We start from the raw sequence: 15,997 nt of genomic DNA, 5'->3' as shown, positions 1-15,997 counted from the left end.
CGCCGGAGAGGAGACGCCCCCGTGGCACCCAGGACGGCCCTCGCCCCCGACCCGCACGGCCCCGGCGGCCGGCTCCAGCCGCTCGACGACGCCGGCACCCCGCTCGGCCCGCCCGAGAAGGTCCCCGACCTCGCCGCCGCCGTCGCCGCCCGGGAGGCCGCCGGAAGCGATGTGCCGGGGCCCCGCTGGGTGTGGGCCGCCACCGACAGCGCCTACGCGCCGCTGCTGCCCCGGCTGCCCGACCGGCTCGCCCGCTGCCACGACCTGCGCCTGGTCGAGGCCCTGCTGCTGGCGCACGAGGGCCGGTTCGGCGCGCCGCGCTCGCTCGGCGCCGCCTGGTCCCGGCTGCGCGGCCTGCCCGTCCCGGACGACCTGCCCGAGCCCGGCTCCGCCGAGGCCGACGACGGGCAGGACACCCTGTTCGCGCCCGACCGGCTGCAACTGCCGCCCCGCGCGGACCCGCTGACCGCCGTCGTCGCCGTCCACGCCGAGCAGCAGCGCCGGATCGCCGCGATCGCCGACCCGGCCGCCCGGCACCGGTTCCGGCTGCTGGTCGCCGCCGAGTCCGCCGGCGCGCTGGTCGCCGCCGAGATGGCGCACGACGGGCTGCCCTGGCGCGCCGACGTCCACGACCAGCTGCTCACCGAACTCCTCGGCCCCCGCCCGACCGTCCCCGGCGCCCAGCCGAGACTGCTCGCCGACCTCGCCGCCGAACTCCAACAGGCCCTCGGCGGGCGCCCGTTCAACCCCGACTCGCACACCCAGGTGCTGCGCGCCTTCGCCGAGAACGGCATCCAGCTCGGCTCCACCCGCTCCTGGGAGCTCAAGGGCGTCACCCACCCGGCCGCCGCGCTGCTGATCCGCTACAAGGAGCTGTCCCGCATCCACGCCGCGCACGGCTGGGCCTGGCAGGACGCCTGGGCCCGCGGCGGCCGGTTCCGGCCCGAGTACGTGGTCGGCGGCGTGGTCTCCGGGCGCTGGGCCAGCCGCGGCGGCGGCGCGCTGCAGATCCCGCGCATCCTGCGCCGCGCCGTCGTCGCCGACCCGGGCTGGCTGCTGGTCGTCGCCGACGCCGCCCAACTGGAGCCCCGGGTGCTCGCCGCCCTCTCCCAGGACGCCGGGCTGGCCCGCACCGCCGCCGGCGGCGACCTGTACGAGGCGCTGGCCGCCAACGCCTTCCAGGGCGACCGCGACAAGGCCAAGCTCGGCCTGCTCGGCGCCATGTACGGGCAGACCAGCGGCGACATCGGCCCGCTGCTGAACACCCTGCGCCACCGCTACCCCGCCGCGATGGGCTACGTCGAGGCCGCCGCCCGCACCGGCGAGGACGGCGGGGTGGTCGCCTCCCGGCTGGGCCGGGTCTGCCCGCCCGCCTCCGCCGAGTTCCTCGACCTCACCGAGTCCCCCGACACGGCCGGCGAGGCCGGCGGCCGGCAGGCCCGCGCCCGCGGCCGCTTCACCCGCAACTTCGTCATCCAGGCCAGCGCCGCCGACTGGGCGCTCGCCCTGCTCGCCGCCCTGCGCCGCCGGCTGGGCGAGCTTCCGGTGGCCGGCCCGGCGGAGCGCCCGCACCTGGTGTTCTTCCAGCACGACGAGGTGATCGTGCACACCCCGGCCAACCTCGCCGACGAGGTGGCCGCCGCGGTCGCCGAGGCGGCCGACGAGGCCCGCCGCCTGGTGTTCGGCGACACCCCGGTCCGCTTCCCGCTCACCACGGCGGTGGTGGACTGCTACGCCGACGCCAAGTAGCCGCCCCGGCGTCACGGCCGCGGCATCACCGCTGTGGCCTTCACGACCGCGGCCACACCATGACGGCCTCGCCACGACCGCCTCACCACAACGGCTTCACCACAACGGCCTCACAGCTGCGGCCTCACAGCTTCCGGAACGAGCGGGCCTCCTCGGCCGCCGCGACCACCTCCGCCAGCGCCGCCCCGGTCGAGGCGGTGACGGCGGCCGCCACCGCGCCCTCCACGAACGGCGCGTCCACCAGCCGCACGCCCGGACGCGGCTCGTCCTCCAGCACCGTGACGGCGGTGAGCACCGAGCTGCCGAGATCCGGCAGCACGACCACGCCCGCCCCGCCGTCCGCCTCGGCGACGGCCCGCGCGATCAGGTCGTAGCTGGTGCCGAGCCCGCCGTCCTCCGTCCCCGCCGCGCACACCACCCGCACGCCGCCCGAGGCGAGTTCGGCGAGCAGCTCGCGCAGCCCGGCGGCCAGTCGGGCGCTGTGCGAGACCAGGACGATTCCCACGTGTTCGCTCATGCGACCGACCCTACGACCGACCCCGCGGCCGACGCCGCTACTCCGGGAGAGTGACTCGAATCCCGCGTGTCGCACCCCGTGCCCGCCGCCCCCGTCTGGCGTAGCGTCGGGGCAGCAGCGTCCACGGCCGACGACCCGCACAAGGGAGCGAAGAGCGTTGAAGAAGCTGATCAACACCCCGGAGAGTGTCCTGGAGGACGCGTTGGCCGGAGTGGCCGCCGCCCACCCCGAGCTGACGGTGGACATCCCCAACCGGGTGATCACCCGGGCCACCCGCCCGGCCGGGCCCAAGGTCGCGGTGATCTCCGGCGGCGGCTCCGGCCACGAGCCGCTGCACGGCGGCTTCGTCGGCCCCGGCATGCTGGACGCCGCCTGTCCCGGCGAGGTCTTCACCTCCCCGGTACCGGACCAGATGCTGGCCGCCGCCAAGGCCGTGGAGAGCGGCGCCGGCGTCGTCTTCATCGTGAAGAACTACACCGGCGACGTGATGAACTTCGAGCTCGCCGCCGAACTCGCCGCCGAGGAGGGCCTCGCGGTCCGCACCGTCCTGATCGATGACGACGTCGCGGTCGAGGACTCCACCTGGACGGCCGGCCGCCGCGGCACCGGGGCGACCGTCCTGGTCGAGAAGGCCACCGGAGCGCTGGCCGAACGCGGCGCCCCGCTCGACGAGGTGGCCGCCCTGGGCGAGCGGGTCAACGCCGCCTCCCGCTCCTTCGCCATCGCACTCACCGCGGCCACCACCCCGGCCGCCGGCAAGCCCGGCTTCGACCTGCCCGAGGACGAGATCGAGGTCGGCGTCGGCATCCACGGCGAGCCCGGCCGCCGCCGCGAGAAGCTGCGCCCGGCCCGCGCGCTGGCCGCCGAGGTGGTCGACACCGTCCTCGCCGACCACCACCTGGCCCCGGGTGACGAGGTGATCGCCCTGCTCAACGGCCTCGGCGCGACCCCCCTGCTGGAGCTGTACATCGCCTACGGCGAGGTCGCCGCCCGGCTCGCCGAGCGCGGCATCACGGTGGCCCGCAGCCTGGTCGGCAACTACGTCACCAGCCTGGACATGGCGGGCTTCTCGCTCACCCTCACCAAGGTCGACCCGCAGCTGCTGGAGCTGTGGGACGCGCCCGTCGACACCCCCGCCCTCAAGCGGGCCTGAGCCGGGAGACGTCATGGAATTCGACACCCCCCTCGCCGAGGCCTGGGTCCGCGCGATCGCCGCGGCCGTCGAGAAGGAGCAGGACCGGCTCACCGAGCTGGACTCGGCGATCGGCGACGGCGACCACGGCAGCAACCTCCGGCGCGGCTTCTCCGCCGCCCTGGCAGCCCTCGACGGCCTCCAGCCGGCCGGCCCGGGCGCCGTGCTCACCAAGGTGGGCAGCACGCTGATCTCCAAGGTCGGCGGCGCCTCCGGCCCGCTCTACGGCAAGGCCTTCCGCGCCATCGGCGCCGCCCTGCCCGATCCCGCCCCGCCCGGCTCCGCCGACCCCGTCGGCCCGGCCGCCGTCGCCGAGGCACTGGCGGCCGGCCTGGACGCCGTCCGCGCCCTCGGCAAGGCCGTGCCCGGGGACAAGACCATCGTCGACGCCTACACCCCGGCAGTCGCCGCCTTCCGCGCCGCGGCCGGCGCCGGGGCCGCCCTCCCCGAGGCGGCGTCGGCGGCCGCCGACGCCGCCGACCAGGGCGCCCGCGACACCGTTCCCCTCCAGGCCCGCAAGGGCCGCGCCTCCTACCTCGGCGAGCGCAGCATCGGCCACCAGGACCCGGGCGCCACCTCCACCGCCCTGCTCTTCCGCGCCCTCGCCGACGTCACCGCATCCTGAGAGACCCTCTCTCCTCGCGCGGGCGCCCGCGCGAGGAGAGAGGGTCTCTGGCCCTCAGCCGTCCGGCCCTCAGCCGCCTGGCCGTCAGCCGTCCGTCCTGGTGATCAGCAGCAGCAGGGCGTCGTCCCGCAGTTCCCCGCCCGTGTGCGCGAGCAGGTCCGCGTACACCCGCCCCACCGCCGCCTCCAGATCCCCTTCCGACCGTGTGGCGCCCCGCACCAGCGGCCCGACCCGCTCCGCCAGCGGGTAGAACTCCCCGCTCTTGCGGTGCCGCGCCTCGACCACCCCGTCCGTGCAGAGCACCAGGACGTCCTCCGCCCCGAACGGCTGGTCCCAGCTGGCCGGTTCGCCGGTCGCCAGCCGTCCGAGGCCGAGCGGCACCCAGGGGTCGGGGGCGTCCAGCACGTGCGCCCGCCCGTCGCCGTCGACCCGGATCGGCGGAACGTGCCCGTACTGCAGCAGTTCCATCACCCCGGGCGTGCGGAACTCCGCGAACAGCGCGGTGGTGAACTCCCCGTCCGGGACGTGCCGCTCGACGCTGGCCTCGATCCGCGCCGCGACGCCCCGCAGCCCGGCCTCGTCGTACGCGGCCTCCCGGAACGCGCCCAGCACCACGGCCGCGGTCTGCACGGCGGAGAGCCCCTTGCCCCGGACGTCCCCGACCGCGACCCGGGTGCCGTGCGGAGTCTCCAGCACCGAGTACAGGTCCCCGCCGATCCGTGAGGCGTCGGCCGCCGACACGTACCGGACGGCCAGCCGCAGCGGCCCGACGGCCGGCCCGGGCAGCCGCAGCAGGGCCCGCTGGGCGGCCTCGGCGACGGAGCTGACGGCCGCGAAGGCCGCCGCGCGCCGCATCCGGATCTTGGCGACCCAGGCGGAGAAGACCGTCAGCACGGCGTAGCTGACCATCGCACCGTAAAGGAAGCGTGCGTCGTTGATGTTGTCGACCTGGTCGTAGTGGCTGAGCCCGAAGACCGCGAGCAGACCGAGCGCGCAGACGGCGAGCAGTTCGCCCGGTCTGAGGGTGAGCGCGGCGGCGGCCGGGACGACGGTCATCAGCGGTGCCAGGTAGCGGTCCTTGCCGGAGAGGAGGTCAGCGAGTGCGACCAGGAGCACGGCGAGCAGCGCCGGGCTGGCGCGCCGCCAGAACGGCACGTCCTGGAGGTCGGCGGCCAGCAGGGCGCCGCGCCGCCGGTCCGGCGGCAGCCCGGCGGCGCTGGGGGCCGAGGGGGACTGGGCACGGCGGGTCGGGAACACATACCGAACATAAGGGACGTTCGCGGCGCCCACCCGCCCGCCTACCGCGTTTCCGTCCACCGCGTCCGCCGACCCGCCGCACGAGCGCCCCGATCGCCCCCAAATGCCCCATTTGTCATACAGTTCGACCAAAGCGGCTACCCCGAGGAGGCCCCGTCCGGTGTCCGGCTACCGCAACACCCCCCGCATCTCCGACGCCCCGGCCCGCACGACGGCCACGTCCGACCACTGGCTGAAGGTCTTCGCCGTCGGCCTGCTGCTCTGGGGCGCCACCGTCGTCGTCACGTTCCTCACCGGGAACAGCAACCTCGTCCCGACGATCGTGCTGCTCGGCAGCTTCCTGGTCCCGGCCACCCTGGTGATCTGGGCCTACGAGCGCTACGCCGGCGACCTCGGCCCGGACCGGCTCTTCGCCTGCTTCGGCATCGGCGGCATCATCGGCGTCCTGGGCGCCTCGGTGCTGGAGAGCTACCTGGTCTCGCCCTCGGCCTGGATGTACGTCACCGTCGGCCTGATCGAGGAGGCGGCCAAGCTGGCCGCCCTGGTCATGGTGAGCCGCCGGCTGCGGGTCAGCGGGCTGCGGCACGGGCTGGTGCTCGGCGCCACCGTCGGCGCGGGGTTCGCCGCGTTCGAGAGCGCCGGGTACGCGTTCAACGCCGTGCTGAGCATCCAGGGACTCTCGCTCGAGGACCTGGTCGAGACGGAGATCCTGCGCGGGGTGCTCGCGCCGGTCGGCCACATCCTGTGGACGGCGATCATCGGCGGGGTGCTGTTCAGCGAGCGCCGCGGCGGGCGGTTCCGCTTCACCACCCCGGTCGTCGTCACCTACCTGGGCGTATCGGTGCTGCACGCGCTCTGGGACAGCACGAGCGGCATCGCCGTCTGGCTGGTCGCCAAGACCACCGCGAGCTCCTGGCAGCGCGCGCTGTTCGAGCTCGGCCACATGCCCGATCCCACCAGCGAGCAGGTGCACCTGTACACCCTCTACGACACGGCCGGACTGCTCGTGGTCTCCTTGGGCGGGCTGCTCTGGCTGCGGCTGCTGATCCGGCGCGAGCGCGCGCCGATCCCGGCTCAGCTCCCGGCCTCCCCGGCCTGAGGCGGTCCGGCGCATACGCTCGACCGGCGCACGCGTCCGTGACGCGCGCCACTTCACCCGCCCCTCCCGGAAATACCCCTGAGGGGTATGGTGTTGTCAGAGTAGAGCCCGGGCCGACGCCCGGGGCGCCACACCTCCCGGAGGCCCGGATGTCCAGCACCACCACCTACACCGTGACCGGCATGAGCTGCGGCCACTGCGAGAAGGCGATCAGCGAGGAGCTCTCCGCCCTCACCGGCGTCACCGAGGTCGCCGCCGACTCCAAGGCCGGCACCGTGACGGTCTCCTCCCTCGCCCCGCTGGACGACGACCAGGTCCGCAGCGCCGTCGACGAGGCCGGCTACGAACTGGTCGGCCGCAGCGCCTAGGCCTCCCTGCACACCCGGTACGGCGGGGCCCGGGCAGCGGACCCCGCCGTACACCCCCACCGAGGAGCTGCCGAGGAGCCGATCCGCATGAGCGAGCGAAGCGAACTGGTCACCACCGCCCCCGGCGTCCAGGGCACCCCCGGGGTCCGGGACCGGGTCGAGCTGTCGATCGGCGGCATGACCTGCGCCTCCTGCGCGACCCGGATCGAGAAGAAGCTCAACCGGATGGACGGCGTCGAAGCCACCGTCAACCTCGCCACCGAGAAGGCCCGGGTCGACTACGGCCCCGGGGTGACGGTCGAGGACCTGATCGCCACCGTCGAGCGCACCGGCTACACCGCCGAGCTCCCGCCGCCCCCGGCCCCCGCCCTCCCGACCGGCGCCGACGCCGACGTCAGTAGCGGTGCCGGTACCGACACCGCCGACCCGCTGTACGACCGACTGCTGATCAGCGCCGTCCTCAGCGTCCCGGTGGTCATGCTGTCGATGATCCCGGCCCTCCAGTTCGCCAACTGGCAGTGGCTCGCCTTCGCCCTCACCGGCCCGGTCGTGGTCTACGGCGGCCTGCCGTTCCACCGCGCCGCCTGGACCAACCTCAAGCACGGCGCCGCGACCATGGACACCCTGGTCTCGCTCGGCACCCTGGCCGCCTTCGGCTGGTCCTTCTGGGCACTGTTCTGGGGCCACGCGGGCCTGCCCGGCATGCACCACGACTTCTCACTGGCGATCGGCGACACCGACGCCTCGTCCACCCTCTACCTGGAGACGGCCGCCGCCGTCACCGTGCTGATCCTGCTCGGCCGCCACCTGGAGGCCCGCTCCAAGCGCCGGGCCGGGGCCGCCCTGCACGCCCTGCTCGACCTCGGCGCCAAGGACGTCACCGTGCTGCGCGGCGGGGCCGAGGTCCGGATCCCGGTCGGCGGCCTGGCCGTGGGCGACCGGTTCGTGGTCCGGCCGGGCGAGAAGATCGCCACCGACGGCACGGTGGTCGAGGGCGGATCGGCGGTGGACGCCTCGATGCTCACCGGCGAATCCGTACCGGTCGAGGTCGGCGTCGGCGACCAGGTCACCGGCGCCACCGTCAACGCCGGCGGCCGGCTGGTCGTCGAGGCCACCCGGATCGGCGCGGACACCCAGCTGTCCCGGATGGCCCGACTGGTCGAAGAGGCCCAGAACGGCAAGGCCGCCGCCCAGCGCCTCGCCGACCGGATCTCCGCCGTCTTCGTCCCGGTCGTCATCCTGCTCGCGCTCGCCACCCTGGTCGGCTGGCTCCTGGCCTCCGACAGCCCCACCGAGGCGTTCACCGCCGCCGTGGCCGTGCTGATCATCGCCTGCCCGTGCGCCCTGGGCCTGGCCACCCCGACCGCGCTCATGGTCGGCACCGGCCGCGGCGCCCAGCTGGGCATCCTGATCAAGGGCCCCGAAGTACTGGAGACCACCCGCAAGGTCGACACCGTCGTCCTGGACAAGACCGGCACCGTCACCACCGGCCGGATGACCCTGCTCGCCGTGCACACCGCCGAGGGCGTCGGCGAGACCGAGGCGCTGCGCCTGGCCGGCGCCCTGGAGCACGCCTCCGAGCACCCGATCGCCGCCGCGATCGCCACCGCCGCCGCGGAGCGGACCGGCGCGCTGCCGCCGGTCGAGGACTTCCGCAACCTCCCCGGAAGGGGCGTGCAGGGCGTCGTCGAGGGCCGGGCGGTGGTGGCCGGGCGCGAGGCCCTGCTCGCCGACCGGGCCCAGCACCTGCCGCCCGTCCTGGCCCGCGCCAAGGCCGCGGCCGAGGCGGCCGGGCGGACCGCGATCGCGGTGGGCTGGGACGGCGAGGCCCGGGCCGTCCTGGAGGTCGCGGACGCGGTCAGGCCGACCAGCGCCGAGGCGATCGCCCGGCTGCGCGCGCTGGGCCTGCGTCCGGTGCTGCTGACCGGCGACAACCGGGCGGTCGCCGAGGCCGTCGCGGCCGAGGTCGGCATCGCCCCGGCGGACGTGGTCGCCGAGGTGCTGCCCGAGGACAAGGTCGCCACCGTCAAGCGGCTCCAGGCCGAAGGCAGGGTCGTGGCGATGGTCGGCGACGGCGTCAACGACGCGGCCGCCCTCGCCCAGGCCGACCTGGGCCTGGCGATGGGCACCGGCACCGACGCCGCGATCGAGGCCGGCGACCTCACCCTGGTCCGCGGCGACCTGCGCTCGGCGGCCGACGCCATCCGGCTCTCCCGCCGCACGCTCGGCACCATCAAGGGCAACCTGTGCTGGGCCTTCGGCTACAACGTGGCAGCGATCCCGCTGGCCGCCGCCGGGCTGCTCAACCCGATGATCGCCGGTGCCGCGATGGCCTTCTCCTCGGTCTTCGTGGTCACCAACAGCCTGCGCCTGCGCCGCTTCCAGCCCGCCTGACCCGCCCACGCGACGCGGAAGGGCCCGGACCGCCCGGTCCGGGCCCTTCCCAGCGCCAACGCGCCGACGCGTCAGCGCCCGAGCAGCTCGCCGCCGTTGCAGTGCAGGATCTCGCCGGTGATGAACCCGGCCTCGGGCGAGGCCAGGAAGTAGACCGCGGCCGCGACCTCACCGGTCTCCCCGATCCGGCCCAGCAGGGTGCGGGCCGCCCGGCGGGAGACCTCGGCCTCGTCCAGCCGGGGGCCGAAGAACTCGGTGCCGGCCACCGTCCCGGGCGCGACGATGTTGGCGGTGATCCCGGATGTGCCCAACTGGGCGGCCAGGAAGTGGTTCCAGGCGTGCAGCGAGGCCTTCGCCGCGCCGAACGAGCCGGCCCCGCGCAGGGCGGCGATCGAGCTGATGGTGACCACCCGGCCGGCGCCGGGGGTGAGCCGGTCCCGGATCGACTCGGTGAGCAGCACCACGGTCAGCACGTTGCGCTCGAAGTCACCGCGCCAGCGCGCCAGCAGGGCGTGCGGCCCGGCACCGATCACGGTCTCCCGGCTGCCGGCGTTGTTGACCAGGACGTCGATCCGCTCGGGCAGTTCGGCGAGCGCGGCCTCGACGGCATCGGGGTCGGCGAGATCGCACACCAGCGGGGTGACGTTCGGCCCGAGGTCCGCCGCGGCCTTCTCCAGGACCGCGCGGCGGCGGCCCACGATCACGACCCGTTCGCCCGCCTCGGCGAACCGCCGCGCGACTTCGTACCCGATTCCCGTGCCACCGCCGGTGACAACGACGTTCCTGGCCATCTGCGCACTCCCTCCCCAGCTCCGCCGCCACGCTGCGAGGGTGCGGGACGGTCCGTACCGGAATGCCACGATTCCTATCACGCTCGGTTGCCGTGACTGCGGGGAGGGTGACGTCGCGCGCGCGGGAACGTGTGATATGGGCTCGGCACGACGTGCACACGGAGCGTGGCGAGAGGCAGCTCACACCCCCCGGGCGTAACTTCTCGCACCCTGATACGTCTTAGGTTGGTAGTGCGGCAGTTTTCCGATGGGCGGAGACGCGACGAACGGCAATGCGTCCCCGCGCTTCCACCGACTGCCGCCGACGGGGCTCCGGCGGGCCCCGGGACGGTCGTCGACCTTGACGGCCTTCGCGCACGACGCCGGGGTTGCGGCGGGTCAGGGACGCTTTGAGCGGCCGTCCCCGGCTTCGGCCCGGCCCCGGAGTCGTGCGCCGTACGGTTCCGTCCCCGCGCGGGCGCCCACCCGGGCCCACCGCACGGGGACGCGGAAGGGCCCGGCCGCCAGATGGCGGCCGGGCCCTTCCGGGTGCAGCGTCAGCGGTCGCCGAGGGCGACGTAGTCGCGGATCTCGACGCCGGTGTAGATCTGGCGCGGACGGCCGATCCGGCTGGTCGGGTCGTTGATCATCTCGTGCCAGTGGGCGATCCAGCCCGGCAGCCGGCCGAGGGCGAACAGCACGGTGAACATGCTGGTCGGGAAGCCCATGGCGCGGTAGATCAGGCCGGTGTAGAAGTCCACGTTCGGGTAGAGCTTGCGCGAGATGAAGAAGTCGTCCTTGAGGGCGTGCTCCTCCAGCTTGAGCGCGATGTTCAGCAGCTCGTCGTTCTTGCCGAGCTGGCCGAGGACCTCGTGCGCGAGCAGCTTGACCTGCGCGGCGCGCGGGTCGAAGGCCTTGTAGACGCGGTGGCCGAAGCCCATCAGCTTGACGCCGGCTTCCTTGTTCTTCACCTTCGTGATGAACGCGTCGACGTCGCCGCCGTCCTTCTGGATGCTCTCCAGCATCTCCAGCACGGCCTGGTTGGCGCCGCCGTGCAGCGGGCCCCAGAGCGCCGAGATGCCCGCCGAGATCGAGGCGAACAGGTTGGCGTGGCTGGAGCCGACCAGGCGCACGGTGGAGGTCGAGCAGTTCTGCTCGTGGTCCGCGTGCAGGATGAGCAGCTTGTCCAGGGCGTTGACGATCACCGGGTTGAGCTCGTAGTCCTCGGCGGGGACGGCGAAGGTCATCCGCAGGAGGTTCTCGACGTAGCTCAGGTCGTTGCGCGGGTAGACGAAGGGCTGGCCCATCGCCTTCTTGTACGCGTAGGCGGCGATCGTCGGCAGCTTGGCGAGCAGGCGGACGGTCGACAGGTGGCGCTGGCCGGCGTCGAACGGGTTGTGGCTCTCCGGGTAGAACGTGGAGAGCGCGCCGACCACCGAGGACAGCATGGCCATCGGGTGGGCGTCCCGCGGGAAGCCCTGGAAGAAGCGCTTGACGTCCTCGTGCAGCAGGGTGTGCTGGGTGATCTCGCGGTTGAACTCGGCCAGCTGGACCGCGTTGGGCAGCTCACCGTTGATCAGGAGGTACGCGGTCTCGATGAAGCCGCCCTGCCCTGCGAGCTGCTCGATCGGGTAGCCGCGGTACCGCAGGATGCCGTTGTCACCGTCCACGAAGGTGATCGCGGACTTGTACGCGGCGGTGTTACCGAAGCCGTTGTCCAGGGTGACCAGGCCGGTCTGCGGGAGCAGCTTCGAGATGTCGAAGCCGGCGTTGCCCGCAGTGCTCTCGACGACGGGGTACTCGTACTCGCCGTCCTGGTACCGCAGTACTACCGAGTTGTCGCTCACGTCTTCCTCACCGACGAAATGAATCCTCTTCCAAGGTGCCCTGACTGTCTCTACCATCCCCCATCTGGAGGACAGCCGCGCACCCGGGGTGGCCCGAAAGGGCCCGCCCCTACAAAACCTGCTGCCGCAGCCGGTACGAACCGGACAAGATCGGCACCACCCTAGGCTCTGCCGTAAATCTCTTCACGTCAAGAGAACATTAGAGGCAACCATCCTGTTGGATAATCATCCAGTTGCCAGTCGATGATCGAGCGCCGCATGCCGTCGACCTGCACTGACGGTTCGCACGGCCTGGGCGATCGCCTTCCGTGACCCCACCAGTACCACCAGTTTCCTGGCCCTGGTCACAGCGGTGTAGAGCAGGTTTCGCTGGAGCATCATCCAAGCGGACATGGTGACCGGAATCACCACGACCGGGTACTCGCTGCCCTGCGAGCGGTGGATCGTGACCGCGTACGCGTGGGCCAGCTCGTCCAGTTCGTCGAAGTCGTACGGCACCTCCTCGTCCTCGTCGGTGAGCACCGTCAACCGCTGGTCGTCCACGCTGAGGGCGGTCACCACTCCCACTGTGCCGTTGAAGACCCCGTTGCGCCCCTTGTCGTAGTTGTTGCGCACCTGCGTGACCTTGTCCCCCACCCGGAACGTGCGCCCGCCGAACCGCCGCTCCGCCAGCCCCTCCCGGGCCGGCGTCACCGCCCCCTGGAGCAGCGTGTTCAGGTTCCCCGCCCCGGCCGGACCCCGGTGCATCGGCGCCAGCACCTGGACGTCCCGGCGCGGGTCGAAGCCGAACCGCTGCGGGATCCGCCGCGCCACCACGTCCACCGTCAGGCCGGCCGCCAGCTCCGCGTCGTCCTCCGCGAACAGGAAGAAGTCCGGCAGACCGTCCGTCAGCGGCGGCCTCCCCTCGTTGATCCGGTGCGCGTTCGTCACCACCCCCGACTGCTGGGCCTGCCGGAAGATCCTGGTCAGCCGCACCGACGGGATCGGGCCGCCCTCCGCCAGCAGGTCCCGCAACACCTCGCCGGCGCCCACCGACGGCAGCTGGTCCACGTCCCCCACGAACAACAGGTGCGCCCCCGGCGGCACCGCCTTGACCAGCTTGTTCGCCAGGATCAGATCCAGCATCGAGGCCTCGTCCACCACCACCAGATCGGCGTCCAGCGGCCGGTCCCGGTCGTACGCGGCGTCCCCGCCCGGTTTCAGCTCCAGCAGCCGGTGCACCGTCGAGGCCTCCGCCCCGGTCAGCTCCGCCAGCCGCTTCGCCGCCCGCCCGGTCGGCGCCGCCAGCACCACCTTCGCCCGCTTGGCCAGCGCCAGCGTCACGATCGACTTCACCGTGAACGACTTGCCGCAGCCCGGACCACCCGTCAGCACCGCGACCCGCTCGGTCAGCGCCAGCCGCACCGCTTGCTCCTGCTCCGGCGCGAGATCGGCCCCGGTGCGCTTCGCCAGCCACTCCAGCGCCACCGGCCAGTCCACCCCGCCGAACCACGGCATCCGGTCGGAATCCGAACGCAGCAACCGCAGCAGCTGGTTGGCCAGCGAGATCTCCGCCCGGTGGAACGGCACCAGGTACACCGCGGTGATCGCCTCGCCCGCCTCCCCCGGCACCGACTCCCGCACCACCCCCTCCGCCGCGACCAGCTCCGCCAGGCAGTCGATCACCAGGCCCACGTCCACCTGCAGCAGCTTCACGCCGTCCGCGATCAGCCGCTCCTCCGGCAGGTAGCAGTGCCCCTGGTCGCTGCTCTGCGACAGCGCGTACTGCAACCCCGCCTTCACCCGCTCCGGGCTGTCGTGCGGGATCCCCACCGCCTGGGCGATCCGGTCCGCCGTCAGGAAGCCGATCCCCCACACGTCCGACGCCAGCCGGTACGGCTCGTTCCTCACCACTCCGATCGAGGCGTCGCCGTACTGCTTGTAGATCCGCACCGCGAGCGAGGTCGACACCCCGACCCCCTGGAGGAAGACCATCACCTCCTTGATGGCCTTCTGCTCCTCCCAGGCCGCCGCGATCTTCTTCGTCCGCTTCGGCCCCAGCCCCGGCACCTCGATCAGCCGGCCCGGCTCGTTCTCGATCACCTCCAGGGTGTCCACCCCGAAGCGCTCCACGATCCGCTCGGCGAACCGCGGCCCGATCCCCTTGATCAGCCCCGAACCCAGGTACCGCTGGATGCCCTGCACCGTCGCCGGCAGCACCGTCGTGTAGTTCTCCACCGTGAACTGCCGCCCGTACTGCGGATGCGAGCCCCACCGCCCGTGCAGCCGCAGCGACTCCCCCACCTGGGCTCCCAGCAGCGCGCCCACCACCGTCAGCAGGTCGTTCCCGCCCCGACCGGTGTCCACCCGGGCCACCGTGTAACCGGTGTCCTCGTTGGCGTACGTGATCCGCTCCAGCACGCCCTCGACCTGCGCGAGCTGGCGCGGCGCCTCCTGCCCCGACTGCGCCTGCCTGGCCACCGGAACCCCCTTCGACCGGTACGGGTGGACCTTTCGTTACGCACCGTACCGCCCGGCCACGACAAGCCCGCACCCGCGCCGGACCACCCCCGCGGCGGGACCGCCTCCGGGCCCCTGCCGAGCAGCGCCCCGCCGTGCAGCGCCCCCGCCGAGGTGCCAGGCTGGGACGGGCAGGGGGGCACGATCGCGCCCGTACGGGCCCCGTCCGAGGAGCAGTGCCCATGCTCAACACCTCCTTCCGCCCCGGCTCCCCCGACTGGCTCGACCTGGGCAGTCCCGACACCCGGGCTTCCGTCGACTTCTACACCGCCCTGTTCGGCTGGACCTTCGACCCGGCCGGCCCCGAAGCCGGCGGGTACGGCTTCTTCCAGCTCGACGGCCGGACGGTCGCCGCCCTCGGGCCGCTCGCCGAGGAGGGCTCCCTGCCCGCCTGGACGCTGTACTTCGCCACCCTCGACGCCGACCGCACCACCGAACTCGTCGAACAGGCCGGCGGGCACGTCCGGTTCACCCCCTTCGACGTCTTCACCGCGGGCCGGATGGCCGGCTACACCGACCCGACCGGCGCCGAGTTCGCCGTCTGGCAGCCGCACGACACCCACGGCCTGGAGGTCGTCAACGAGGAGGGCAGCCTCTGCTGGGCCGAGTGCTACAGCGTCGACGCCGAACGCGCCAAGACCTTCTACCGGACCGTCTTCAGCTGGCAGGAACAGGACGTGCCGCTCGAAGGCACCTCCTACACCGTCCTCACCCCCGCCGGCGCCGGCAGCGACGACGCCCACGGCGGCATCATGCAGCTCGGCCCCGAACAGACCGCCCGCGGCACCACCTCGCACTGGCTCCCCTACTTCGAGGTTCCCAACGTGGACGCCAGCCTCGCCATCGCCGACAAGCTCGGGGCCACCGTGCGGATCCCCGCCATGGACGTCCACGGCGTGGGCCGCCTCGCCCAGTTCCACGACCCGCACGGCGCCGTCTTCGCCGTCATCACCAGTGCCAAGCCCGGGGAGTGACGGCAAATCACCCCCGAGAAGGGGCCTGAGGGGGCTCTACGGGCAGTGGCGGCGGAGGTGCGGGGAAACAGGGCGCGCCTATCCTCTGATCATGACTGACCTGACGATCCGCCGGGCCACCGCAGAGGACCTGCCGGCGCTAGTGGCCATGCTCGCCGACGACGCCCTGGGTGCCACCCGCGAGAGCCCTGACGACCTCACCCCGTACCGTGCCGCCTTCGCCCGCGTCGACGGCGACCCGCACCAGCACCTGGTCGCCGCCGAGCGCGCCGGCCGGACCGTCGGCACCCTGCAGCTGACCGTGATCCCCGGCATCTCCCGGAAGGGCTCCACCCGGACCGTCATCGAGGCCGTCCGCATCCACGCCGACGAGCGGGGCAGCGGCCTCGGCACCGAACTGATCCAGTGGGCGATCGAGCGTTCCCGCGAACTCGGCGCCGACCTCGTCCAGCTCACCTCCGACGCGACCCGCACCGACGCCCACCGCTTCTACGAGAAGCTCGGCTTCGTCCCGTCGCACGTCGGATTCAAGCTCCAGCTCTGAGGCCTTGAAGTTCCAAAGCCGCGGAAACGCAAAAAGACCCCCTCCCGGACGGGAGGGGGTCTTTTCGGAATGATTGTTCGGCGGCGTCCTACTCTCCCACAGGGTCCCCCCTGCAGTACCATCGGCGCTGTAAGGCTTAGCTTCCGGGTTCGGAATGTAACC

13 protein-coding genes and 1 rRNA gene are annotated in these 15,997 nt (G+C 73.2%); 8 read left to right on the top strand and 6 right to left on the bottom strand.

Annotation, left to right across the window (positions count from 1 at the left end; genetic code table 11):
• Window positions 1-21 precede the first annotated feature (21 nt).
• Window positions 22-1,749 carry a bifunctional 3'-5' exonuclease/DNA polymerase gene (locus tag ACIP37_RS15015; RefSeq protein ID WP_363588588.1) on the top strand — a complete coding sequence of 576 codons (1,728 nt, stop codon included), beginning with the start codon at window positions 22-24 and terminating at the stop codon, window positions 1,747-1,749.
• Window positions 1,750-1,873: 124 nt separating this feature from the next.
• On the opposite strand, the gene dhaM is transcribed toward ACIP37_RS15015, so the two are convergent.
• A complete protein-coding gene (gene dhaM, locus ACIP37_RS15010) occupies window positions 1,874-2,266 on the bottom strand; it encodes a dihydroxyacetone kinase phosphoryl donor subunit DhaM (protein ID WP_363588586.1) in 393 nt (130 codons plus the stop codon).
• A 157-nt stretch (window positions 2,267-2,423) separates the two neighbouring features.
• Here dhaM and dhaK point away from each other — a divergent pair, with 157 nt between their 5' ends.
• On the top strand, window positions 2,424-3,419 hold the full coding sequence (gene dhaK, locus ACIP37_RS15005; protein ID WP_363588584.1) for a dihydroxyacetone kinase subunit DhaK: 996 nt from the start codon (window positions 2,424-2,426) through the stop codon (window positions 3,417-3,419).
• 13 nt (window positions 3,420-3,432) lie between these two features.
• A complete protein-coding gene (gene dhaL, locus ACIP37_RS15000) occupies window positions 3,433-4,083 on the top strand; it encodes a dihydroxyacetone kinase subunit DhaL (RefSeq protein ID WP_363588582.1) in 651 nt (216 codons plus the stop codon).
• 84 nt (window positions 4,084-4,167) lie between these two features.
• Here the strand turns inward: dhaL and ACIP37_RS14995 are convergent, their stop codons facing one another.
• Window positions 4,168-5,340 (bottom strand): PP2C family protein-serine/threonine phosphatase, encoded by a 1,173-nt coding sequence (locus tag ACIP37_RS14995; protein WP_363588580.1) that lies wholly within the window; start codon window positions 5,338-5,340, stop codon window positions 4,168-4,170.
• A 160-nt stretch (window positions 5,341-5,500) separates the two neighbouring features.
• Here ACIP37_RS14995 and ACIP37_RS14990 point away from each other — a divergent pair, with 160 nt between their 5' ends.
• The 3 genes from ACIP37_RS14990 to ACIP37_RS14980 all read left to right on the top strand — a co-directional run bounded on the left by ACIP37_RS14990 (window position 5,501) and on the right by ACIP37_RS14980 (window position 9,201).
• The gene (locus ACIP37_RS14990; protein WP_363588578.1) at window positions 5,501-6,439 is read left to right on the top strand and encodes a PrsW family glutamic-type intramembrane protease; all 939 of its coding nucleotides are present in this window, start codon (window positions 5,501-5,503) and stop codon (window positions 6,437-6,439) included.
• A gap of 38 nt (window positions 6,440-6,477) precedes the next feature.
• The gene (locus tag ACIP37_RS14985) at window positions 6,478-6,807 is read left to right on the top strand and encodes a heavy-metal-associated domain-containing protein (RefSeq protein WP_363588576.1); all 330 of its coding nucleotides are present in this window, start codon (window positions 6,478-6,480) and stop codon (window positions 6,805-6,807) included.
• 177 nt (window positions 6,808-6,984) lie between these two features.
• Window positions 6,985-9,201 (top strand): heavy metal translocating P-type ATPase, encoded by a 2,217-nt coding sequence (locus ACIP37_RS14980; RefSeq protein WP_400812216.1) that lies wholly within the window; start codon window positions 6,985-6,987, stop codon window positions 9,199-9,201.
• 71 nt (window positions 9,202-9,272) lie between these two features.
• On the opposite strand, the gene ACIP37_RS14975 is transcribed toward ACIP37_RS14980, so the two are convergent.
• The 3 genes from ACIP37_RS14975 to ACIP37_RS14965 form a co-directional block, all read right to left on the bottom strand.
• Window positions 9,273-9,992 carry an SDR family NAD(P)-dependent oxidoreductase gene (locus ACIP37_RS14975; protein WP_063349393.1) on the bottom strand — a complete coding sequence of 240 codons (720 nt, stop codon included), beginning with the start codon at window positions 9,990-9,992 and terminating at the stop codon, window positions 9,273-9,275.
• A 536-nt stretch (window positions 9,993-10,528) separates the two neighbouring features.
• Window positions 10,529-11,818: a citrate synthase gene (locus ACIP37_RS14970; RefSeq protein ID WP_363632513.1), complete on the bottom strand. Its 1,290-nt coding sequence runs from the start codon at window positions 11,816-11,818 to the stop codon at window positions 10,529-10,531.
• Between the two features lie 225 nt (window positions 11,819-12,043).
• Window positions 12,044-14,278, bottom strand: coding sequence for an ATP-dependent RecD-like DNA helicase (locus ACIP37_RS14965; protein WP_363588570.1), 2,235 nt, complete (start codon window positions 14,276-14,278; stop codon window positions 12,044-12,046).
• Between the two features lie 221 nt (window positions 14,279-14,499).
• Between ACIP37_RS14965 and ACIP37_RS14960 the strand changes: the two genes are divergently transcribed.
• Window positions 14,500-15,291: a VOC family protein gene (locus ACIP37_RS14960; protein WP_363588568.1), complete on the top strand. Its 792-nt coding sequence runs from the start codon at window positions 14,500-14,502 to the stop codon at window positions 15,289-15,291.
• A gap of 91 nt (window positions 15,292-15,382) precedes the next feature.
• Window positions 15,383-15,835, top strand: a complete 453-nt coding sequence (locus ACIP37_RS14955) for a GNAT family N-acetyltransferase (RefSeq protein WP_363588566.1) — start codon at window positions 15,383-15,385, stop codon at window positions 15,833-15,835.
• 75 nt (window positions 15,836-15,910) lie between these two features.
• Here ACIP37_RS14955 and rrf read toward each other — a convergent pair.
• Window positions 15,911-15,997 (bottom strand): 5S ribosomal RNA (rrf, locus tag ACIP37_RS14950); the annotation flags it as partial.

This window comes from Kitasatospora sp. NPDC088861 (assembly GCF_044750105.1).
GTDB lineage: Bacteria > Actinomycetota > Actinomycetes > Streptomycetales > Streptomycetaceae > Kitasatospora.
The sequence above is the reverse complement of the archived record's forward strand: the minus strand, read 5'-3'. Positions and strand labels throughout refer to the sequence as shown.